The sequence below is a fragment of the Paraburkholderia ribeironis genome, from assembly GCF_900019265.1.
GTDB lineage: Bacteria > Pseudomonadota > Gammaproteobacteria > Burkholderiales > Burkholderiaceae > Paraburkholderia > Paraburkholderia ribeironis.
On the sequence record NZ_CYGX02000015.1, the window covers coordinates 127,425 to 150,106 of the forward strand.

The 22,682-nt window shown below is 65.3% G+C and carries 20 protein-coding genes; 9 read left to right on the forward strand and 11 right to left on the reverse strand.

What is annotated here, in order from left to right:
- Positions 1-275 precede the first annotated feature (275 nt).
- The 3 genes from BN2475_RS08290 to BN2475_RS08300 are packed head-to-tail and all read left to right on the forward strand — an operon-like array spanning position 276 to position 4,272.
- Positions 276-2,318: a sigma-54-dependent Fis family transcriptional regulator gene (locus BN2475_RS08290; protein ID WP_094779110.1), complete on the forward strand. Its 2,043-nt coding sequence runs from the start codon at positions 276-278 to the stop codon at positions 2,316-2,318.
- On the forward strand, positions 2,315-2,911 hold the full coding sequence (locus BN2475_RS08295; RefSeq protein ID WP_094779052.1) for a flavoprotein: 597 nt from the start codon (positions 2,315-2,317) through the stop codon (positions 2,909-2,911). Before BN2475_RS08290 ends, BN2475_RS08295 begins: the two co-directional genes overlap by 4 nt.
- Positions 2,890-4,272 (forward strand): DUF6513 domain-containing protein, encoded by a 1,383-nt coding sequence (locus tag BN2475_RS08300; protein ID WP_094779053.1) that lies wholly within the window; start codon positions 2,890-2,892, stop codon positions 4,270-4,272. Before BN2475_RS08295 ends, BN2475_RS08300 begins: the two co-directional genes overlap by 22 nt.
- A 25-nt stretch (positions 4,273-4,297) precedes the next feature.
- Here the strand turns inward: BN2475_RS08300 and rpe are convergent, their stop codons facing one another.
- From rpe to BN2475_RS08340, 8 genes are all read right to left on the reverse strand, one after another.
- A complete protein-coding gene (gene rpe, locus BN2475_RS08305) occupies positions 4,298-5,011 on the reverse strand; it encodes a ribulose-phosphate 3-epimerase (protein ID WP_094779054.1) in 714 nt (237 codons plus the stop codon).
- Positions 5,012-5,032: 21 nt separating this feature from the next.
- Positions 5,033-6,070, reverse strand: coding sequence for a class II fructose-bisphosphate aldolase (gene fba, locus BN2475_RS08310; protein WP_094779055.1), 1,038 nt, complete (start codon positions 6,068-6,070; stop codon positions 5,033-5,035).
- A 47-nt stretch (positions 6,071-6,117) separates the two neighbouring features.
- Positions 6,118-8,187: a transketolase gene (gene tkt, locus BN2475_RS08315; protein WP_094779056.1), complete on the reverse strand. Its 2,070-nt coding sequence runs from the start codon at positions 8,185-8,187 to the stop codon at positions 6,118-6,120.
- A 55-nt stretch (positions 8,188-8,242) separates the two neighbouring features.
- Positions 8,243-9,115, reverse strand: coding sequence for a phosphoribulokinase (locus BN2475_RS08320; RefSeq protein WP_094779057.1), 873 nt, complete (start codon positions 9,113-9,115; stop codon positions 8,243-8,245).
- 72 nt (positions 9,116-9,187) lie between these two features.
- Entirely contained in the window at positions 9,188-10,294 is a 1,107-nt protein-coding gene (locus BN2475_RS08325) for a class 1 fructose-bisphosphatase (RefSeq protein ID WP_094779058.1), read from the reverse strand.
- Between the two features lie 34 nt (positions 10,295-10,328).
- Positions 10,329-11,327, reverse strand: coding sequence for a CbbX protein (gene cbbX / locus BN2475_RS08330; RefSeq protein WP_094779059.1), 999 nt, complete (start codon positions 11,325-11,327; stop codon positions 10,329-10,331).
- A 57-nt stretch (positions 11,328-11,384) separates the two neighbouring features.
- Positions 11,385-11,813 carry a ribulose bisphosphate carboxylase small subunit gene (locus BN2475_RS08335; RefSeq protein ID WP_094779060.1) on the reverse strand — a complete coding sequence of 143 codons (429 nt, stop codon included), beginning with the start codon at positions 11,811-11,813 and terminating at the stop codon, positions 11,385-11,387.
- Positions 11,814-11,971: 158 nt separating this feature from the next.
- Entirely contained in the window at positions 11,972-13,462 is a 1,491-nt protein-coding gene (locus BN2475_RS08340; RefSeq protein ID WP_094779061.1) for a form I ribulose bisphosphate carboxylase large subunit, read from the reverse strand.
- Positions 13,463-13,933: 471 nt separating this feature from the next.
- On the opposite strand from BN2475_RS08340, the gene pqqA reads away from it, so the two are divergent.
- The 3 genes from pqqA to BN2475_RS08355 all read left to right on the forward strand — a co-directional run bounded on the left by pqqA (position 13,934) and on the right by BN2475_RS08355 (position 15,473).
- Positions 13,934-14,008 carry a pyrroloquinoline quinone precursor peptide PqqA gene (gene pqqA / locus BN2475_RS08345; protein ID WP_113062024.1) on the forward strand — a complete coding sequence of 25 codons (75 nt, stop codon included), beginning with the start codon at positions 13,934-13,936 and terminating at the stop codon, positions 14,006-14,008.
- Between the two features lie 100 nt (positions 14,009-14,108).
- Entirely contained in the window at positions 14,109-14,708 is a 600-nt protein-coding gene (locus BN2475_RS08350; protein ID WP_094779062.1) for a DUF447 domain-containing protein, read from the forward strand.
- Positions 14,709-14,726: 18 nt separating this feature from the next.
- Positions 14,727-15,473: a (5-formylfuran-3-yl)methyl phosphate synthase gene (locus BN2475_RS08355; protein ID WP_094779063.1), complete on the forward strand. Its 747-nt coding sequence runs from the start codon at positions 14,727-14,729 to the stop codon at positions 15,471-15,473.
- Positions 15,474-15,545: 72 nt separating this feature from the next.
- Here the strand turns inward: BN2475_RS08355 and BN2475_RS08360 are convergent, their stop codons facing one another.
- From BN2475_RS08360 to BN2475_RS08370, 3 genes are all read right to left on the reverse strand, one after another.
- Complete coding sequence (locus tag BN2475_RS08360) at positions 15,546-16,136, reverse strand: amino acid kinase family protein (RefSeq protein ID WP_094779064.1); 591 nt, start codon at positions 16,134-16,136, stop codon at positions 15,546-15,548.
- A 157-nt stretch (positions 16,137-16,293) separates the two neighbouring features.
- The gene (locus BN2475_RS08365) at positions 16,294-17,415 is read right to left on the reverse strand and encodes a hydantoinase/oxoprolinase family protein (protein WP_094779065.1); all 1,122 of its coding nucleotides are present in this window, start codon (positions 17,413-17,415) and stop codon (positions 16,294-16,296) included.
- Positions 17,412-18,461, reverse strand: coding sequence for an ATP-grasp domain-containing protein (locus BN2475_RS08370; RefSeq protein WP_094779066.1), 1,050 nt, complete (start codon positions 18,459-18,461; stop codon positions 17,412-17,414). The genes BN2475_RS08365 and BN2475_RS08370 overlap by 4 nt, the downstream gene beginning before the upstream one ends.
- A 14-nt stretch (positions 18,462-18,475) precedes the next feature.
- On the opposite strand from BN2475_RS08370, the gene BN2475_RS08375 reads away from it, so the two are divergent.
- The 3 genes from BN2475_RS08375 to BN2475_RS08385 all read left to right on the forward strand — a co-directional run bounded on the left by BN2475_RS08375 (position 18,476) and on the right by BN2475_RS08385 (position 22,678).
- Positions 18,476-19,222: a HisA/HisF-related TIM barrel protein gene (locus BN2475_RS08375; protein WP_094779067.1), complete on the forward strand. Its 747-nt coding sequence runs from the start codon at positions 18,476-18,478 to the stop codon at positions 19,220-19,222.
- A 289-nt stretch (positions 19,223-19,511) separates the two neighbouring features.
- Positions 19,512-20,981, forward strand: a complete 1,470-nt coding sequence (locus BN2475_RS08380) for a molybdopterin-binding domain-containing protein (protein ID WP_094779068.1) — start codon at positions 19,512-19,514, stop codon at positions 20,979-20,981.
- A complete protein-coding gene (locus tag BN2475_RS08385; protein WP_094779069.1) occupies positions 20,978-22,678 on the forward strand; it encodes a formylmethanofuran dehydrogenase subunit A in 1,701 nt (566 codons plus the stop codon). Before BN2475_RS08380 ends, BN2475_RS08385 begins: the two co-directional genes overlap by 4 nt.
- Positions 22,679-22,682: the final 4 nt, after the last annotated feature.

A 22,682-nucleotide genomic window follows, 5' to 3' on the forward strand; every position in this document is an offset into this window, starting at 1 on the left:
CGAACCTGCAACACCCGCATCGCATGAGGTCAGTCAACGATGCAACGAACGGACCAAAGCAAATATCGGGCACGGCACGTAGGGATAACGCGACTTCTTATTGAACCAAAACGACATCGGGCGTAGAGTTTTGACTGGCCGCCGGATCACAAGGGTGGTCGCGCGGGGCATGCGAGCGCACGAATCCGCAGCGCCAGGGCAACACAGAATTGAAAAGCGGCATTCGTGGCATGCCTGATGGCATGTCTGAAATGGACGCAACGGAGACAAAACCCATGTCGTTGCTCGCTGACAGCAGTACGCACGTCCGAGAAGTATTGAACGTCGTCAATCATCAATTGACAACGCGACCAACGAGCGAATCCGTCGCCCAATCATGGGCGCGCTGCATCAACGAATTCAAGCTTGACCCCTCCCGTTTCGTCACTCCACCAGTCCTCACGCAGTACGAACTAAGCGCACGCCGCGAAGCGGTCGGCGATCTGATCGCCTGTTCGAAGCTCGAGATGACGACGCTCTATCAGCAACTGGCCGACCCCGAACTCGCGGTCGTGCTCGTCGATTCGGGCGGCGTGATCGTTCATCAGGTGTCCTCCGTACCGTTTGCCGAGGCGGTCGCCAACGACGGCTTCCGGGTCGGCGCGCTGTGGAGCGAGCGCGAGGCCGGCACCAACGGCATGGGCACCTGTCTTGCCGAGCGCGACTGCATCGCCGTCTGTCAGCACGAGCATTTTTATCCGCGCTATACGTCGCTCACCTGTTCGGCCGCGCCGATCTTCGACGATAGCGGCGAGATCGCCGGCGTGCTCGACGTCACGAGCCGCTCGAAGCTGCTGCAGCAGCACTCGCTGGTACTCGTCGGCATGTCGCGGCAGATGATCGAAAACCGTTTGCTGGATGCGCGTTACCGCCATGCGAACATGATTCACTTCCACAGCCGCCCGGAATTCGTCGGTACGCTCCATGGCGGCAAGCTCGCGGTCGCGGACGACAGCACCGTGCTCGCGGCGAATCGCAGCGCGCTGTTCCAGCTCGGCTTTCGCTCGCTCAGCGAACTGCGAGGCCGGCGCATCGACGAAGCCTTCAACGCTTCGCTCGAAGACATGATCGCGCGCAGCATTCGCGGATCGTTCCATCCAATCACCGTCTACAGTGCGAACGCGACGAACCGCTTCTTCCTCGTCGCGCAGACCCCGCAGAACAGCGCCGAGCGCGCCACGCGGGTGCTCGTGACCGATCAGCCCGCACGCAGCAGCGTGCCCGACAAACGCCCGCCGCCGCCGAAGCTCGACGAAATCGCGCACCTGGAGTTCGGCGACCCGCGCATGGCTTCGCAAATCCAGTTGGCCGCGCGTGTGATCCAACGCAAGATTCCGATCGTGCTGAGGGGGCAAACCGGCACGGGCAAGGAAGTCTTCGCACAGGCGCTGCATAGCATCAGCCCGCACTCTGACGGTCCGTTCGTCCCCGTCAACTGTGCGTCGCTGCCCGAGAACCTGATCGAAAGCGAACTGTTCGGCTATCGCGCTGGCGCGTTCACCGGCGCGCAACGCGAAGGACGGCGCGGCAAGATCGTGCAGGCGAATGGCGGAACACTCTTTCTCGACGAAATCGGCGACATGCCTCTCGCACTGCAGGCGCGCTTGCTGCGGGTCATCGAAGAACACGAGGTCACGCCGCTCGGCGCTGAAACCACCGTCAAGGTCGATTTCCAGCTGATCAGCGCGAGCCATCGCAACCTGCTCGAACTCGTGCATAGCGGGGAATTCCGCGAAGACCTGTATTACCGGCTCAAGGGTGTCGAACTGAATCTGCCGGCACTTCGCGAGCGGCTCGACAAGCTCCCGCTGATTCACCACCTGCTCGCGAACGAGACCGACGATCCGCCCGAACTGAGCCCGGAAGCCGAACATGCATTGCTGACTTACGAGTGGCCGGGCAATATCCGTCAACTGCGCCACGTGCTGCAAATGGCGCTCGCGCTGTCCGACGGCGAACCGATCCGTTGCGAGGACTTGCCACCCGAGATCACGCAACGCGCACCGGCGGTCGACATGCCGACCGCGCTGCGCCTCGCCAGCGCGGACGTGGACGCGCATCTGACCGACGACGCCGACATCTCCGCGCTCAACGCGATCCAGTTGAACGAGCGTGAAACCGTGCTGTCGCTGCTCGACGAGCACCGCTGGAACGTCAGCAACGTCGCCAAGGCGCTCGGCATCAGCCGCAACACGCTGTACCGGAAGATGCGCCGGCTGCATATCCGGCTATCGCATGAGGCCTCGTCCGACGGCATGCCGCTCGACCTCGACGCATGACCCCGGTGCCCGCACGCGACCTCGCCGACTTCAAGCCGGACGCGCGCTTCGCGTGGTGCGTGACCGGCTCCGGCCATCTGCTTGAAGAGAGCATCGCGCTGGCGCTGCAATTGCCGCGCGTGGACCTGTTCCTGTCCGCCGCCGCGGAGGAAGTGCTGCCGCTGTATGGCTGGCCGCTCGAGAAGCTGCGCGCACACTTTCGCGTGCGGCGCGACAACAGCGCGAGCGGCGTGCCGGTCGGGATGCTCTATCACGGCGTCTATCACACCGTCGTGATCGCGCCCGCCACCAGCAACACCGTTGCCAAATGCGCGTACGGCATCTCGGATACGCTGCCGACCAACATGTACGCGCAGGCCGGCAAGCAATGCATCCCAGGCATCGTCTTTGCGTGCGACACCGAACCGACCGTGATCACGCACAGCCCGGACCAATGGGTCGAACTGCGGCCGCGGACGATCGAACTCGACAACGTTGAGCGCCTGTCGCGCTTCGAATATACGACGCTCGTCCGCTCGCTCGACGAACTCAAAGCGGCGCTCGATCAACGCCTGTCGACCCTCGATCTCGCATGGACCACATCCTCTTCCTGACCGGCCGGCTTGCCGAACCGAGCCTGCTGCGCGTGCTCGACGGCATGGCGCCGACACCGTTCAGCTGGGAGGTCCGCGAAATCGGCCTGCAGGTCGCCGCATTGATGACGGCCGATCTGATTGTGCGCAGAGTGCCCGCCCCGCTGAACGCGCAGCGGGTAATCGTGCCCGGGCGCTGCCGCGGCGATCTCGACGCGCTCTCCGATCACTATGGCGTGCCGTTCGAGCGCGGTCCCGAAGAGGTCAAGGACCTGCCGCAATTTTTCGGCCGCAAGGCGCAGCCGTTCGACCTGAGCCGCTACGAGACGGAGATCTTCGCGGAAATCGTCGACGCACCGCGGCTCGAGCTGGACGCCATTGCCGCGCGGGCGCGCGAGTATGTTGCCCAGGGCGCCGACGTCATCGATATCGGCTGCCTGCCTGAAACACCGTTCCCCCATCTCGAAGACGCGGTCCGGCGGCTGAAGGCCGAAGGCTACCGTGTGAGCGTCGATTCGATGCGCACCGACGAACTGTTGCGCGGCGGCCGCGCGGGCGCCGACTACCTGATGAGCCTGAACCTCGATACGCTGTGGATCGCCGACGAGGTGCCAGCGACGCCGATCCTCGTCGCCCGCGAACCAGGCGACCCTGCCTCGCTCGACGCCGCGATCGACCTGCTATCGGCGCGCGGCCGTGCGTTCCTCGCCGACCCGATTCTCGATCCGATTCCGTTCGGGCTCGCCGCGTCGATTGCGCGCTATGTCCGGTTACGCGAGCGTTATCCCGACGTCGCCATCATGATGGGCATCGGCAACGTGACCGAGTTGACCGAAGCCGATACGAGCGGAATCAACGCGGTGCTGCTTGGGATGGCCGCCGAGCTGCGGATCGGCGCGGTGCTCACGACGTCGGTAAGCCTGCATGCGCGCCGCGCGCTGCGCGAAGCCGACGTCGCGCGCCGCGTCATGCATGCCGCGCGTAACGCCCAGGTGCTGCCGAAAGGAATCAGCAGCGATCTCGCGACCGTCCACGCGAAACGCCCGTTTCCGTATAGCGCCGACGAGATCGACGAGTTGGCCCGCGGCGTGCGCGATCCGAATTTTCGCGTGCAGGTCAGCGCCGACGGCATTCATGTCTATAACCGCGACGGACACCGGCGCGCCGACGATCCGTTCGCGCTCTATCCGCAATTGAACCTCGCGAGCGACGGCGGCCACGCGTTCTATATGGGCGTGCAACTTGCTCGCGCGGAGATCGCGTGGCGGCTCGGCAAGCGTTTCGATCAGGACCAGCCACTCGACTGGGGCTGCGCGGTCGACCGGCCCGAACAAGATCTGCTCGCCTGGCGGGCGCCCGGTGAGACGATGAAGAAAGGCTGACGGACACTGAATGGCCGGCGGGCCATCATTTCATCGCTGCAGTGCTGGCGCTTTCCTTCACCTTCACCGTATCCAGTTCGTCGCGCATCCGCCCGATCGCCTGCGCGCGATCGGCGGCACCGAACACGGCCGAACCGGCCACCAGCACATCAGCGCCCGCCGCGGCGATCTGCGCGATGTTCGATGCCTTCACACCGCCGTCCACTTCGATCAGTAGCGGCCGACCGGTACGCTGCATCGTCGCATCGACCCGTTCGCGCAACAGCCGCAGCTTGTCGAGCGTTTCCGGAATGAACGCCTGCCCGCCGAACCCAGGATTGACCGACATCAGCAGCACGAAGTCGAGCATGTCCATCACATGATCGAGCACTGCGAGCGGCGTGGCCGGGTTGAGCGCCAGGCCCGCTTGCGCTCCATGGGACTTGATCAGTTCGATGGTCCGGTGCACATGCAGCGACGCCTCCGGATGAAAGCTGATCGAGTTCGCGCCCGCCTCGGCAAAGGTGGCAACGAGCGGATCGACCGGCATGGTCATCAGATGCACATCGATCGGCACCGATGTATGCGGCCGGATCGCCGCGCACACCAGCGGTCCGACCGTGAGATTCGGCACGTAGTGGTTGTCCATCACATCCAGATGGATCCAGTCCGCGCCGGCCGCCGTCACATCGCGAATCTCGTCGGCGAGACGGGCAAAGTCCGCCGACAACAACGACGGGGCAAGCAGAAATTCGCGCATCGTCTTCTCCCTGCCTTTGACCTAGTGGTAACGGCGCGCCATCGCGTCGAGCGGCAGCGGCTTGATACGCGCCGCCTGGCCCGCGCAACCGAACGCCTCGAAGCGCTCGACGCAGATCGCGCTGGCGGCCGCCGTGGCAGCCTTGAGTGCCGCGCGTGGATCGAACTCGGAGCGCTCGTTCGCGAGCGACTTGCGGATCGCACCGCTCATCGCGAGCCGGATGTCGGTGTCGATGTTGACCTTGCGCACGCCATGCGCGATGCCGCGCCGGATCTCTTCGACCGGTACGCCGAACGTCGTCGGAATCTCGCCGCCATATTCGCGGATCACCGCGAGCCATTCCTGCGGCACCGACGACGAGCCATGCATCACCAGATGCGCGTTCGGAATCCGTTTGTGGATGTCGATGATGCGGTCGATCGCGAGAATGTCACCGGTCGGCTCGCGGCTGAACTTGTACGCGCCGTGCGAGGTGCCGATCGCGATCGCGAGCGCGTCGACGCCCGTCGCTTCGACGAAACGCTGCGCTTCATCCGGGTCGGTGAGCAAGTCCTCGTGCGCGAGCTTGCCTTGCGCGCCGACGCCATCCTCCTCGCCCGCCGTGCCGGTTTCGAGCGACCCGAGGCAGCCCAGTTCGCCCTCGACCGACACGCCGACCGCATGCGCGGCCTCCACCACGCGGCGGCTCACGTCGACGTTGTAGTCATAGGCCGCGGGCGTCTTCTGGTCCGGCAGCAGCGAGCCATCCATCATCACCGACGTGAAGCCCGAGCGGATCGCCTGCTGGCAAACCGCGGGGCTCGCGCCGTGATCCTGATGCAGCACCAGCGGAATATCGGGGTGTGCCTCGACTGCGGCGAGCACGAGATGGCGCAGGTAGGGCTCGCCGGCGTACTTGCGCGCACCGGCCGACGCCTGCAGGATCACCGGGCTGTCGGTGGCCTCGGCGGCGCGCATGATCGCGTGGATCTGCTCCATGTTGTTGACGTTGAACGCGGGCACGCCGTAGCCGTGTTCGGCCGCGTGATCCAGCAATTGCCGCAGTGTTATGAAGGCCATTGCACACTCCTCGAGATGGGAAAACGTTTGAAACGGATCGAACCGGCTCAGCGCACGACGTGCGCGACGTGCGTGACGCGGCGTGCCTCATCCACCAGCGCCTGCGTGGTCAGCTTGAAGTGCTCGAACAACGCCGCGGCCGGCGCTGATTCACCGAACGAATCGATGCCCACCACGCCACCGTCCAGCCCGACGTATTGCCGCCAGAATGCGCTCACGCCGGCCTCGATCGCGACGCGCGGCACGCCCGGTGGCAGCACCGCATCGCGCCACGCTGGCGCTTGCCGGTCGAACGCCGTCGTGGACGGCATCGACACGACGCGCGCCGCGATGCCGGCCGCCGCGAGCGGCGCGATAGCGGCGAGTGCGAGCGCGACCTCGGAGCCGGTTGCGATAAGCACGACGCGCACGACGCGCGCACCCGGCACCTGCGCCGATTCGGCCGGCCAGTCGCGCAACACATAGCCACCGCTGCGGATTGCGGCGATCTGCTCGGCGGTGCGCGTGGCGAACGGCAGGTTCTGCCGGCTCAGCAACAGGCATGTCGGCCCGTCCCGTTCGACGGCGCAGGCCCACGCCTGCGCGGTCTCGACCGTGTCGCACGGACGCCAGACGTCCAGCCCCGGAATCAGCCTGAGGCTCGCCGCATGTTCCACCGCCTGATGGGTCGGGCCGTCTTCGCCGAGCCCGATCGAATCGTGCGTGAAGACGAAGATCGCGCGTGTCTTCATCAGCGCGGCCATGCGCAGCGCGTTGCGCGAATAGTCGGAGAAGGTCAGGAACGTGCCGCCGAACGGCAGGTAGCCGCGATGCAGCGCGATGCCGTTCATCACCGCGCTCATGCCGAACTCGCGCACGCCGTAGTGCACATAGTTGCCGCCTTGCAGGCCGCTGTGGTCGGTGCGGACATCGACCGCGCCCTTCCAGTCCGTCAGGTTCGAGCCGGTCAGATCGGCCGAGCCGCCGAGCAGCTCCGGCAAGTTGCGCGCGAGCGCGGCGATTGCCTGCTGCGATGCCTTGCGCGTTGCAATCGATTCGCCCGCGCAGTCGGTATCTCGCACCATCGCGCGTGCCGCATCGTGCCAATGCGCGGGCAGCTTGCCCTGCATCCTTCGTTCGAACTCGGCGGCATCGAGCGGATAGTGCTTGCGATACGCGTTGAAACGCTCGCTCCAGTCGGCTTCGGCGGCATGGCCACGCGCGCTCGCGTCCCATCGCCCGCGGATCTCGGCCGGAATCTCGAATGGCGGATGCGGCCAGCCGAGCGCGCGACGCGTCTGTGCAATCTCGTCGGCGCCGAGCGGCGCGCCGTGCACGTCGTGGGTCCCGGCCTTCGACGGCGAACCCTGGCCGATCACCGTCTTGCAGCAGATCAGCGTCGGCCGGCCCGCGGTGTGCGCGGCCTGCAACGCGCGATCAACCGCATCGACGTCGTGTCCGTCCACTTCGCGCACCACGTGCCAGCCATACGCCGCGAAGCGCGCCGGCGTATCGTCGGCGAACCACTGCTGGACGTGACCGTCGATCGAAATGCCGTTGTCGTCGTAGAGCACGGTCAGCTTGTCGAGCTTGAGCGTGCCCGCGAGTGAAGCGGCCTCGTGCGAGATCCCTTCCATCAGGCAGCCATCGCCAGCGAACACATACGTGCGATGATCGACGATCCGATGCCCCGGCCGATTGAATTCACGCGCGAGCAGCGCCTCGGCGAGCGCCATGCCGACGCCGTTCGCCAGACCCTGGCCGAGCGGCCCGGTGGTCGTCTCCACGCCCGGTGTGACGCCCACTTCGGGATGCCCAGGCGTTCTGCTATGCATCTGGCGAAAGCGCTTCAGTTCGTCGATCGGCAGATCGTAGCCGGTGAGATGCAGCAGTCCATACAGCAGCATCGAGCCGTGTCCGTTGGACAGGATGAAACGGTCGCGGTCCGGCCACGCCGGGTTGCGCGGATTGTGCTTCAGATGCCGGTCCCACAACGCGACGGCAATCTCGGCCATCCCTAACGGCATGCCCGGATGCCCGGACTTCGCCGCTTCCACCGCGTCGATCGCGAGCATGCGCAGCGCGTCGGCCATCGAGCGGGTGACGGATGCGGTCACAGATTCTGCAACAGCGCTCATTGGAAGTCTCCTTGCAAGATGAACCCGGGCATCGTCGGCCGGTGTCCGGCGCGCGTCAGGCGCGCGAGCGCCGGTCGACCAGTTGAAGAACCATCGGCGTGAAGATCAGCTGCATCGCGAGCCCCATCTTGCCGCCCGGCACGACGATCACGTTCGGGCGCGACATGAACGAGTCGTGCAGCATCGTCAGCAGATACTGGAAGTCGATACCCTTCGGCCGCGCGAAGCGGATCACCACGAAGCTCTCGTCCGGCTGCGGAATTTCGCGGGCAGTGAACGGATTCGAGGTGTCCACGGTCGGCACGCGCTGAAAATTCACATGGGTGCGCGAGAACTGCGGGCAGATGTAATTGACGTAGTCGGGCATGCGCCGCAAGATCGTGTCGACCACTGCCTCATGCGAGTACCCGCGCATCGTCTGATCGCGGTGCAGCTTCTGGATCCATTCGAGGTTGATGATCGGCACGACACCGATCAGCAGATCCGCGTGCCGCGCAATGTCGACCTTGTCGGTCACGGCCGCGCCATGCAGTCCCTCGTAGAACATCAGATCGCTGCCGGGCGCGAGGTCCTCCCACGGCGTGAAGGTCCCGCTGTCCTGTTTGTAGAGCTGCGCCTCGCCTGCGTCGTGCACATAGTGGCGCAACTGGCCGGTACCGCTTTCGCCGTAGCTCGTGAAGAGCGTCTCGAGCTCTTCGAGCAGATTCGCCTCCGGGCCGAAGTGACTGAAGTTGGGGGCGCCGTCGCGTTCATGCTCCTTCATGGCCGCACGCATGCCCATGCGGTCGTAGCGATGGAACGCATCGCCTTCGACGATCTGCGCGCTGATGTGCTCGCGTCTGAAAATATGGGTGAAGCTCTTCATGACGGTCGTGGTGCCCGCGCCGCTCGAGCCGGTCACCGCGATGATCGGGTGTTTGACTGACATGCGTGTGTCTCCGGATAACTATGTTCTGGTCAGCTTTGCGACGGGCCGTCTGCCCGGCCCGTCGGCCGCGCGTCAAGCCGAGAAGTCCGGCAGGAACAGCGAGCGCGGGCTGAAAAGCGGCGACGTGTAAGGCTTGTCCTCGCCGCGATCGTATTCGCCGTGATAGCGCGCGATGCGTTCGACCTCGTTCTTCGAGCCGAGAATCACCGGCACACGTCCATGCAGCGCGTGTGGACGGACATCGAGAATGCGCTCGCGCCCGGTCGTCGCGAGGCCGCCCGCCTGCTCGACCAGAAAGCTCATCGGGTTCGCCTCGTACAGGAGACGCAGGCGCCCTTCCATGGCGGGCGTTTTCGAATCGCGCGGATACATGAAGACGCCGCCGCGCATCAGGATGCGATGCACTTCCGCGACCATCGATGCGATCCAGCGCATGTTGAAGTCCTGCTCCCGGCAGCCGGTGCGCCCGTCCTTGCACTCCTGAACGTAGCGGCGCACGGGCGGCTCCCAGAAACGCTCGTTGGAAGCATTGATCGCAAATTCGACGGTATCTTCAGGAATCCGGATATTCGAATGCGTGAGCACGAAATTGCCGATGTCGCGCTCGAGCGTGAAGCCATGCGTGCCGTTGCCGACCGACAGCACGAGCATCGTCGACGGCCCGTAGACCGCGTAGCCGGCCGCGACCTGCTCGTAGCCCGGCCGCAGAAACGCGGCCTCGCCCACCGCGTCCTGCGCCTCGCCCTGCGGCGTGCGCAGCACCGAGAAAATCGAGCCCACTACGCCATTGATGTCGATGTTCGACGAGCCGTCGAGCGGGTCGAAGGCAAGCAGATAGTCGCCGCGCGGATAGTCCGACGGAATCGCGTAGACGTCCTCCATTTCCTCGGACACCATCGCCGCCAGCAGGCCGTCCCACTCGCATTGCTGCACGAAGACCTCGTTGGTCGCGACGTCGAGCTTCTTCTGTTCTTCGCCATGCGTGTTGATGGTCTGCGCGGACCCGTAGTTGCCGCCCAGCGAGCCTTTCGTGAGCATCGCCGAGATCGACTTGATCGCGGCGGCCACATCGATCAGCAGTGCCGAGAGTCCCGCCGTCGCCGCTGCATTCCCGGAAGACGGCTGGCGGTCGAGTGTGTCGATCAGGAACTTCGAAAGTGTCGTACGTCCGTCTTGCATGGCGTTCTCCCTGGAGGATGTCGAATGTCGTGACTCAGCCCGATGACGCCGTGACGGCGCGCGATGTAGGTGGGGACGGCGGCTCGTCGAACACGCGGCTCGCGCGGACGTCGATGGCCTCGATCAGCGTGAGCGCAGCCGCGTCGAGCGGCACGCCGCCTTGCAGTGCGGTCGCAAACAGCCGGTTGGCCTGGCGCAGCCGCGCACGGTCGAGCGCATTGCGCACCGAGCGGGCATTGGCGAAATTCGGCTGACGGATGCGCCGCGCCAGATAGTCGGCGAAGGCATGCCGCGAGGCGGCGTCGAAGCGGTAATGCATGGTCCCGAGCATCCGCTCGGCAATGTCGAGCAGTTCCGTTTCGGCGTAATCGGGAAACGTGATGTGATGCGCGATGCGCGAACGGAAACCCGGATTGCTTTCGAAGAAGACTTCCATCCGCGACGCGTAGCCGGCCAGAATCACCACCAGATCGCTGCGCTGGTTCTCCATGGTCTGCAACAAAATTTCGATTGCTTCCTGTCCATAGTCGCGCTCGTTTTCCGGGCGATACAGGTAGTACGCTTCATCGATGAACAGCACGCCGCCCATCGCCCGCTTCAGCACGTCGCGCGTTTTCGGTGCGGTATGGCCGATGTACTGCCCGACCAGATCGTCGCGCGTCACCGAGACCAGATGATTGCGGCGAATGTAGCCAAGCCGGTGCAGCACCTCGGCCATGCGCAGCGCGACGGTCGTCTTGCCGGTGCCGGGATTGCCGGAGAAGCACATGTGCAAGGTCGGCGCGCCGCCGGCAAGGCCGAGCGAATCGCGGGCGCGCTCGACCAGCAGATGCGCGGCGACCTCGCGGATGCGGGTCTTCACCGGCGCGAGCCCGACCAGGTCGCGATCGAGTTCGGCCAGTACATCGCCGATGCCGGAGTCGCGATACAGCGCCCCGAGATCGACCTGGCTGGCTTCGCGGCGCGCATCCTGGCCGTCAGTGGTGGCGTTGGACGACGGGTTCGCATCCACGATCGCAGTGTCGGCTGTCATTGCTCCTCCTTGCAGCGGTTCTTCGAAGCTCACCTGGCGTTGCGGGCCGCGCGGGTATCAGCGCGGCGGCTCATAGCGCTCGCCGGCTGGCCGGTCGGCCGCATAGCTCGACATGCCGTAGCGCTGCATCCGCCCGTGCACTTCCTGACGTTCGAGACGGAAGCCCGGTTCGTGATCCGGCCGGTTGACGATGAACGACAGCCGCATGGTCTCGAAGGTGCGCTCCGAATCGAACGCGTTGACCTTGATGTAGTGTTGCGGCCGTGCCGCCCGGCATGCTTTCACTTCCTGCAGCACACCGGCCGCATCGCGCAGATCGAACATCGGCAATCCCCACATTTCCCAGTAGGTGTTGCGCGGATGCGGGTCATCGGTGAATTCGACCGAACATGCCCAGCCCTGACGCAATGCGTAGTCGATCTGCAAGCTGATCTCCTCATCGGTCAGCTCGGGCAGGAAGGAAAACGTTCCTTGTGTAATGCGCATGACGAACCTCGTTGTTTGATGTCACGTTCAGAACGGCGCCAGCAGTCTCCCGCGCGGTGCCACGGCACCGCCTTGCGGACCAGCCTGTGAACCGGCAACCGGCGCTGATTGACTGCTTGGGCCACCGCTTAGGCCACCGCTTACGCCACCTGCACCATCTACACCGCTGTCGGCGTGGCAGCGAAATCGGGCGTGTCGGTCGACGCGTAGTTGAAGGTCACGTCGCGCCACGTGTCGAGCGCCTGCTTGAGCGGCGTGCACCAGCGAGCGGCGGCTTCGAGCACCTCCGGTCCCTCGTTCAGAATGTCGCGGCCCTCGTTGCGCGCCTTCACCATGGCTTCGAGCGCCACGCGGTTCGCCACCGCGCCGGCCTGAATCCCGGCCGGATGGCCGATCGTGCCGCCGCCGAACTGCAGGATCGCGTCGTCGCCGAACAGGTCGAGCAACTGGTGCATCTGGCCCGCGTGAATCCCGCCCGACGCCACCGGCATGATCTTGCGCAAACCGGCCCATGGCTGATCGAAGAAGATGCCGCGCGACAGATCGACGGCATTGTGGGCGTCGCGGCATACGTTGTAGTAGCCCTGCACCGACAGCGGATCGCCTTCGAGCTTGCCGACCGCCGTACCCGCGTGCGCGTGATCGACGCCCGCCATGCGCAGCCATTTCGCGATCACGCGAAACGAGATGCCGTGGTTGCGTTGCCGCGTGTAAGTGCTGTGACCGGCGCGATGCAGATGCAGGATCATGTCGTTCTTGCGGGCCCAGCGCGACATCGACTGAATCGCGGTCCAGCCGATCACGAGGTCGATCATCACGATGCACGAGCCGAGTTCCTTCGCGAATTCGGCACGCTCATACATGTCCTCCATCGTGCCGGCCGTTACGTTCAGATAGTGACCCTTGACCTCGCCCGTTTCCGCTTGCGCGCGGTTCACCGCGTCCATCGAAAACAGAAAGCGGTCGCGCCAGTGCATGAACGCCTGCGAGTTGATGTTCTCGTCGTCCTTCAGGAAGTCCAGTCCACCGCGCAGGCCTTCGTACACCACCCGTCCATAGTTCTTGCCCGACAGACCCAGCTTCGGCTTGACCGTTGCGCCGAGCAGAGGGCGTCCATATTTGTCGAGCCGCTCGCGCTCGACGACGATGCCGGTCGGCGGCCCCTGAAAAGTCTTCAGGTAAGCAACAGGTATGCGCATGTCTTCGAGACGCAGCGCCTTGAGCGGCTTGAAGCCGAACACGTTGCCGATGATCGATGCGGTGAGGTTCGCCACTGAGCCCTCTTCGAACAGATCGAGCTCATAGGCGATATACGCGAAGTACTGCGGCTCGGCGGAGGACGAGGCCGGCACCGGCTCGACGCGATAGGCCTTGGCGCGATACATGTCGCAGGCGGTCAGCCGGTCGGTCCACACCACGGTCCACGTCGCCGTCGACGATTCGCCGGCCACGGCGGCCGCCGCTTCCTCCGGGTCGACGCCGGGTTGCGGCGTGATGCGAAACAGTGCGATGACATCGGTTTCTTTCGGCTGGTAGTCCGGCTGCCAGTAACCCATTTCGCGGTATTTCATGACACCTGCTGCATACCGCTCGCGTGGGTTGCGCGGATTATTTTCCGGATCGATCACCGGTCGACTGAAATCGTTCATGACGTGTCCTCGATTGTGGCCAGCGCGTTGCCGGAAGAACGAAGCGCTTGAGTTGCACTGTAGGCATGAACGTCGCTGAGAGGAATTCACGATTTTATTTGGCAGAGTTAACTGATCCGTTATCGATTGCATATCGCGAAGCGCAATATCAGGAGCCGCACGAAAATTCGGTGCAGAATGTCTCGTGCGGCGATGCGCACGACGACGTGACAGCGCGATGGAATCCATCACACCGCGATGGCACACTTTGCTTCGTTTTCGCCACACCGCGCGGCGACCTTGCCAGGCAGGCTGCGTGGCCGTCGTACCGACGCAATTCGGCGAACGCTGTAATGCCGGTCCGGTGTACGCCGGTTCTCCTTGCAGCATGACGCTTGGGCATAAAGCTTGCGTCGTGCCGGATGCCGATCGAGTCCGGCATCACGCCGGGCTGACGGCGCAACGCTGTGTCAACCCATGGAGGAAGCACGTATGCAATGGACGACTCCGAGCTACACCGATGTGCGTCTCGGCTTTGAAATCGTGATGTATGTCGCTACGCGTTAAGCCCGCAGAAGGGCCGCACATCGCGGCCCTTCTACGGCTCGTGTTTTTGATGAGCTAACCGGCCGGCCTTCCGGCGTTGTCTGGACACGCGTTCCCATCCATGATCCACGAAACGATCGTCACCACGGCAGCGTGCGATGGCCGTCCTCACATCGCCCCGATGGGGGTCCGGTACGAGGGTGACCGGATCATCCTTTCCCCTTTTCGTCCGTCCACGACGCTCGACAATATCGTCGCGTCGCGTGCGGCAGTTCTCAACTTCACCACGGACGTGCGGGTCTTCGCGGGCTGTGTCACACACTGCGCAACCGATTGGCCGACCGTCAGCGCGAGCCGCGTTGCCAGTGTGCGTCTCGCGCAATCGCTCGCGCACGCCGAACTCGAACTCGACGAATTGCGCGACGACGCGCAGCGTCCCGTGCTGTTGATGAAATGCGTCCACCGCGAAAACCACGCGCCGTTTGCGGGCTTCAACCGCGCGCAGTCGGCCGTGATCGAAGGCGCGATTCTGGTGAGCCGGCTCTTCATGCTGCCGGCCGACAAGGTCGACCACGAGATGGCGTACCTGCAGATCGCAATCGACAAGACTGCCGGCGACAACGAGCGTACGGCATGGGGCTGGCTCGTCGCCGCGGTTGCGCGGCATCGGGCGACCCTCGAATTTGCCGGTGGCCAGAGCACCGCTACCGTACGCCACTAATTTCCCCGGAGAAGACCGATGACCGCATTGCTCGCGAGCGTCCGCTCGGATGACGAAGCATTCGACGCCGCTCGCGCCGGCGCCGAACTGATCGACCTGAAGGAGCCGAATGCCGGCGCGCTCGGCGGTCTGGCGATCAGCGAGATCACGCGCATCGCCAGCCTGCTGCGCGCCCGCTATCCGGTCAGGCCGATCAGTGCGGCCATCGGCGACGTGCCGGCCGACGCGCTCGATGAGATCGCCACACGCGTGATCGAAGTCAGCGACGCCGGCATCGATTATGTGAAAGTCGGCGTGGCGGGTGGACCGGCCGCGCGACGCTGCATCGACCAGCTGGCTGGTCTGCCGGCCACCGTGGTGCCGGTGCTGCTATGCGACAGCGGTATCGACGACGAACTGGTTAGCCACACCGCCGCGCTTGGATTCGCCGGCGTGATGTTCGATACCGCCAGCAAGGACGGCAGCACGCTGTTCGATCACGTGGATGTCGAAACGCTCGGCCGCTGGCTGCGGCTCACGCGTGAGCGCGGCGCGATGGGCGGCATCGCCGGCGCGCTCGGTTGGGCGCAGCTGGAGCAGATTCGCGCGCTCGCGCCGGACGTGGCGGGTTTTCGCACCGCGTTGTGCAGCGACGGGCGCCGCTCCAGACTTGATCCGCAACGCGTCGCGCAATGGGCCGACGCATTGCACCGTGGCAGTGGCCGCGCGAGCGCCGGCGCTGCCGCCTCTGTGCCGGGAACCGCGAACGCAGCGCACCGCCTGTAGCGACTGTAGCGCCATTCAGCAGGGCGGGACGCGAGCGACGCGTCCCCGTTCACAAGACGAATGAACCGTGATTCAGGTGACCGGGATGTTGAGCAGCCGGTCGCGCATCAACGCAACATTGTTCTTGTCGAACAGTTCGACCACGTAGTTCGCGTCATGCACGTATTCGACGAAACGGCGGTCGACCACACCCGCTGCGGCCAGCGTCTCGAGCTGGGCATCCGCGGCGATCGGGCAGGATTTCACCACGATCAGCCGCTCCGCGTTGAGCATCGTCGAGAGCCAGGCGGCGAGGCTGTCCGAGGTCGTGTCCCAGTTGCTCATCGGATCGGGCGTGTCGCGCATCAACGCGGTCGGCACCCACACCGCCACATGCCCATCGCGCAAGGTGCGGCGAATCTTGGCCTCGCTCGACGCCAGCACGAGTTCGGGCAACACACCTTGCATCAGCAGCGCGTATTGCGTCATCGCGAGCAGACACATATTGTGCGCGGCGAGATCGTCGAAACACCACTCGCTCTGGTATTGCCGCACCTTGTCCGCGAAATCGCCGCCACCCGGCACGATGACGACGCGTCCGCCCCCAACTTCGCATAACTCCGTGAGCCAGTGGCGCAGCGTCGGCTCGTGACTCAGACTGCCTCCGATCTTGACCACCCACATGACTATCGTCCTCGCTTCCGTTGAGTGCCCGTTGGTGTTCCGTCATGTTTCAAACCACGCTCATCACTACGCTCAGTGCTACCCTCATCACTACCCTTTGCAGCCTGTACGCCACATCGCCAGACGGCGCTTCGCGCCGCCGTTTTCACATCACACATCACGCAGCGCGCGACACCCCATGACACCCGGATTGCTGGCGGCTTGACGGATCGCCAAGCGCGAGCAGCGCAACCGCCACACTCGGCGCGCAAGTCGCCGCCCACGCCGAGCAGCGCTCCGGCACGCCGGCAATCGCGCCGAAGTCGAGATAGCCGCGCACCGCTTCGCACGCCAATGCGGCGACAAGAAACCGGCCGCACCCTGCGCCCACCAGCGGCGCGGCGTCCAGCTCCGGATGCGCCGCGATCACACGCGCCAGATTCACACCGATTTCGCGCAACTGCAGCGCGCGCCAACGCTGCGCAAAGCGGCGCCATTCGACAGCGTCCGCCTCGTGTGCATCGCGCCCGATCATGCGCGCGAGCCGCGCCCGGCTCGCCGCTTCCGTCTTCGGCCCCTGGTCGGCGCTCGGATGCACGTCGTGGAGCAGGTCCAGTTCACCGGTCAGCCGATAGATGTCAGCGGTGGTCGCAAACCATTCGTTCATCACGTTGACCGTGACGCCGGCGAATTCGATGCGATGCGCGACCCCGCACAACGGCGTGCGTACGACACCCTGATAGACGAGTTCGCCGGTGGCGAGCCGGCCGGCATCGGTCGTGGCGCACGCAACCACCCGGCCGCCGACGATCGGAATGATGTCGGTGGTCGTGCTGCCGATATCGATAAGCACGGCATTCGCCACGCGGGTCGAAACCCAGCGCGCGGTGGCGAGCCAGTTCGCCGACGCGACATGGCGCCAGCCAGCCGCGCAGGCATGAGGAGCGAGCCAGCCGGCGTCGCCGGCGTAAAAGCGCAGCCGCGCGCCGAGCCGGTACGCGAGGGTGGCCACGATCATGCGCACGCCTTCGGCGCGGTCTGCGAACAGGTCGACCATCTCACCCGTCATCGTCACCGCGTGCTGCGCGGCGGCCATGCGTGCGTGCGGCCAGCGCTCGAAAACGAGGTCGATGGTGCGCTCCAGATGGTCGAGTCCCTGCCACAACGGACAGGCCCATTGGGCGACATCGAGCACGGCGCCGCTGCTATCGGCCATCGACACCTTGACATGCGCGCCGCCGACATCCCAGCCGAACACCGCCGCGCCCGCCGCCGCATCTTTTGTATAAGGCGCGTTCAAGGCCGCACCCCGAGAGATGACTCCGATGGGGTCGTGCGTGCCGCCATGGATCTCCCGATGCGCGCCCCATGCGCCGTCAGCAAAGCGCGCGCAAGGTTGGAGCCGCGTGCCGCGGACAGCCCCGCATAGGCAACCGTGAGACGCGGATTCACCTCGATCACGACCGGTCCGCGCTGCGGATGCCATACCACGTCGATGCCGACAAAGCCGCGCAAGCCGGGCAGCGCCCGCGCGACGCGTTGCGCGAGCGCGTCGAGCGCGCGACCGTCGTCGCTGAGACGATCGATCTGATCGACCAGCACGCCGTCGAATTCGACGATCCGCGCATGCTGGCCATGCGCGTCGCCGCCGCTCAAACCGATCTGCTGGCGGTTGATGCTGACCAGCTCGGCGTCCTTGTCGCGGCAGATCAGCGACAGGCTCAACGGTTCGCCGTCGACCCATGCCTGCAGCACCGGATTGCGCGCCGCAGCCGCGCGCCCATCGTATTCGGCACAGGCATCGGCGAAGCGATCGAAGACGACGGTGTCGAGGCCACCGGCACCATCGTCCGGTTTGACAACCCAACGGCCTTCCCTATGTTCGCCCGCATTGCCGGGTTCGAGGGCGGGCGTCGTGGCGATGCCATGCGCGGCCAGACAGGTCGCGGTCGCGCTCTTGCTCGAGGCCACGCGGATCGCTTCCTTGGCGCAGCCCAGCCAGCGGGCCGAACCGACCGCATCGTACATGCGCAGGAGCAGCCCGTCGCATTCCGGTGCGATGATCCACGCGTAGTCGTGTTCGCGCGCCGCACGCGCGACAAATGCCGTCATCGATTCGCCGTGCACGGCCATACAATGACTCTGCCCTAGGTCGACCGATTCGAAGCGCGAAGTCGCGAACGTGACGCGCACACCGTCGAGTTCGCGCAGATCGGCAACCAGCGCGTCACGCATCACACGCCCTTCGACGATCAGCGCACTCAGGTCGGCAAGGCTGCCTTCACCGGCCAGCGCCGGATCGATGCCGCCGCCGGTAAGATACTCATAGACAAAGATCTTGGTCAAAGGAACACGCCCCTATGCAGGTGATACCGGTTCTCGATCTGCTCGACGGCCATGTCGTGCGCGCAGTGCGCGGCGAGCGGACAGCCTATCGGCCCATCCAGTCCCGCCTCGCCGCCGCCAGCGAGCCGCTTACCATCGCCCGCGCGCTGCTCGCCGCAAGCGGCGCGCGCACGCTCTATATCGCCGACCTCGGCGCCATCCTGCAACGCGGCGCGCATGCATCGACGCTCGCCGCGTTACGTGCCGCGCTGCCCGGCATCGACCTCTGGCTCGATGCGGGCTATACGGACTACGCGTCGATGCTCGAGCTGTTCAACCACATCGACGCCATCGACCAACGCAACGGCGATACTGCTCAACACAAGCTCGCGACCCTCGTGCCGGTGTTCGGCACCGAGTCGCTGCGCGACCGCCACGCTCTGCACTCGGCAGAGACCGCTGGCCTCGCGCCGATCCTCTCGCTCGATCATCGGGCGGGCCAGTTACTGACGGCCGTCGAACTCGAGCGCACATCCGCATGGTGGCCGTCGCGCGTGATCGCGATGACGCTCGATCAAGTGGGCAGTTATGCGGGACCCGACCTGACCACGTTCGAACGCATTCGCGCCAGCGCCGCGGCGCATACCACGGTGATCGGCGCAGGCGGCGTCCGCAATCGCGCCGATATGACGGCTGCGGCCAGCACTGGCGCGACAGCATGGCTGGTAGCCTCCGCACTTCACGACCGACAGATCGGCGCCATGCAAGCCGAATCCTTGTAGGCTTTCCATACAATTTCCATGCCACGCGGGAAGCAAGCCGCGAATGTAAGCGAACGGCAAGCCAGGGCGGCTTTGCGTGACACTCTGCTCCAGTGCGGCACACAACCTGTGCGCCGCACTCGCGCTTGAACCTGTCCACTGCGTCACGATTCATGCGGTGCTGCTAAACGCGTATCCACCCTGCCGGCCCCTCTGAACACTGAGCGGCACGATCGTGCGCGTCATACGGTTGGCGGTCGCGCCATCATGTCGTCATATCAATCGGCATAGAGCTTGCTAAAAGTGGGCCATGCACCTCTCGCCCACCGATCCATTGAGCAACAGCACGCACGCATCGGGCGCACCCGGCGCGTGCCCTCCGGCAATCACACGCGACTGGACATGCCCGTTCTGCCCATTGCTGTGTGACGACCTCGTCGTCAACGCATACAGCGACGGCACCCTCAATGTGCCGGACACCGAATGTCCGCGGCTGAGCCAGGCACTCACGCAGTACGGTGCTGCCAACGCGCAATGTCGCAGCGTGGTCGACGGAAACGATGCGGATCTCGATACCGCGTTGACGCGCGCCGCGCAGATGCTCGCGAACGCGCGCCGTCCGTTGTTTGGCGCGCTCGCCACCGACGTCGCCGGCGCCCGCGCGCTCTACACGCTCGCGGCCAGTTGCGGAGCGATCCTCGACCATCTGCACGGTGACGCGCTGACTCCGGCGACCCTCGCATTGCAGGATCGCGGTTCGTTCTTCACGACGCTTTCCGAAGTGCGATCACGCGCTGACTTGCTGGTGTTCTTCGGCTGCCAGCCGTCACGGCGTTATCCGCGATTTTTCACGCGAACACTGGCGGGCACGGAGATCGCGCGTGAGCTGATATTCGTCGGCTGTGCAGTGGACCCGGCCGCGGCCGGCCTCGCGCATACGCAAACGCAAACACTGCTGCCCCACGCCGATCCCTTCGACACCCTCGCGCTGTGGTCCGCGCTTGGCGAAGGTCGCGCACCGGGCGCGTTGCACAACGACACCAGCAACGCCGCCGACACCAGCACGGCAGCAACGCTCGCGTCGCTGCAGGAGCGGATCGCCGCGGCGCGCTACGCGGTGATCGTCTATGAGCCCGGCGCGTTGCCCAGCCCGCATGCGGCGCTGCTCATCGAAGCGCTGAACCGGATCGTCAAGACTGCGAACCGCACGACCCGTGCCGCGTGCCTCGCGCTCGGCGGCGACGACGGCGCGCTGAGCGTCAACCAGACGGTGACCTGGCTGTCCGGCATGCCGCTGCGTACGCGCCTGTCGACGCCTGCGCGAATCGCCGGCACCGCGCCGCTCGATCACGACCCGTACCGCTATCGCACCAGCAGGCTGCTCGCCAGCGGCGAAGTGGATGCGCTGCTGTGGACCACAAGCTTCGCGCCGCATGCGTGGCCGGCGTCGTTGGATCGCGCGGCCCCTTTGATCGTGCTCGGCCATCCGGCGCTCGCGGACGCGGCGAAGGCGCGCGGCGCGAACACGGTGTTCATTCCCGTCGCGACACCGGGTATCGACTCCGGCGGGCATCTGTTTCGCGTCGACAGCTCGGTCGTGATGCCGCTTGCCGCAGCGCGCGGCGACGCGCTCGCCTCGGTGGCGTCGATTGCCGCGCAGTTGACGGAGCGCCTGAATGCACGGTTGATGGTGCGGTTAACTGAGCGGTCAACTGAGCAGCTCAATGCGCAGTCGAGCGCGCGCCTGCACGAGCAGCGCACCGGTGAGGAGCAGCGATGAGCCTCGTCCGACTGAAAGGCGGCACGATCTACGACCCGACTCACGGCGTGAACGGCGAGCGCCGCGACCTGACCTTCCGCGACGGACGCATCGTCGATGTTCCGGCCAATCTGCCGGCCGATCACGAATACGACGCCACCGGCATGATCGTGATGGCGGGCGGCATCGACATGCATTCGCATATTGGTGGCGGCAAGACCAACCTGTCGCGGCTGCTGCTCCCGGAGGACCATCGCGCCGATCCGATCCGGGACGCCGCGTACGAATCGGTACAGGACGGCGCGGGCCGCTATCTGCGTCTGCCGTCATGCGGCGTCTGCACGCCGGGGACGCTCGCGACCGGCTACCGCTACGCCGAAATGGGCTACACCGCTGCGTTCGAGCCGGCGATGATGCGGTCCAACGCGCGCCACACGCACCTCGAAATGGGCGACACGCCGATCATCGACCACGGCGCCTACGTGATGCTCGGCAACGACGAACTGTTCCTGCAGTTGCTCGCGGCACGCGACGACTTCGCGCGCCTGCGCGATTACGTCGGCTGGACGATTCACGCGAGCAAGGCGCTCGGCGTCAAAGTGGTCAACCCGGGCGGCATCTCCGCATTCAAGTTCAACCAGCGTTCGCTCAACGTCGACGAACCGCACACGCACTACGGCATCACGCCGCGCGAAGTGCTGCACACGCTGTCACGCGCGTTGACCGAGCTGCGCGTGCCGCATCCTCTGCATGTGCACGCGAGCAATCTCGGCGTGCCCGGCAACATCGATTCGACGATCGCGACCATGGATGCCGCCGACGGCCTGCCGATCCATCTCACGCATATCCAGTTCCACAGCTATGGCGTCGAAGGGCCGCAAAAGTTTTCGTCGGGCGCGCGACATATCGCCGAGGCGGTGAACGCGCGGCCGAATGTCTCGATCGATGTCGGCCAGATCATCTTTGGACAGACCGTCACGGCCTCGGGTGACACGATGATGCAGTTCCGCAACACACCGCTCGCGCGGCCGCACAAGTGGGTGGTCGGCGACATCGAATGCGATGCGGGCTGTGGCGTCGTGCCGTTCCGCTATCGCGAGCAAAGCTATGTGAACGCGCTGCAATGGATCATCGGTCTGGAAATTTTCCTGCTGGTCAACGATCCCTGGCGCGTCGCGATGACCACCGATCATCCGAACGGCGGCCCGTTCACCAGCTATCCGCATCTGATCCGCCTGCTGATGGACAAGTCGTTTCGCGACGAGCAGCTCGCGAAGCTCAATCCCGACGCGCAGATCGCCAGCGCATTGCCGCAGTTGCAGCGCGAGTTCTCGCTGTACGAGATCGCCATCATCACGCGCGCCGGTCCGGCGCGGCTGCTGGGTCTGCGCGACCGTGGCCATCTCGGCGCAGGCGCGGCGGCGGACATCGCTGTCTATCGCGACGAGCCGGACCGCGAGCGGATGTTCACGTCGCCGGCCTATGTGTTCAAGGACGGCGAGCTGGTCGCACGCGACGGCACACTCGTCGCCACGCCGACGGGCGGCATCCATTTCGTATCGCCGGAGTTCGATCGCGGCATCGAGAAGACGCTGCGCGCCTATAGCGATGCCAGGCTCGCGAACAACTTCGCGCATGCCGCGATCAGCGACGACGAAGTCTGCAACTGCTGCCGGGGCGGGCGCCTGTTGCCCGTCGAATGTCTGGCTAACCGCTGATCCA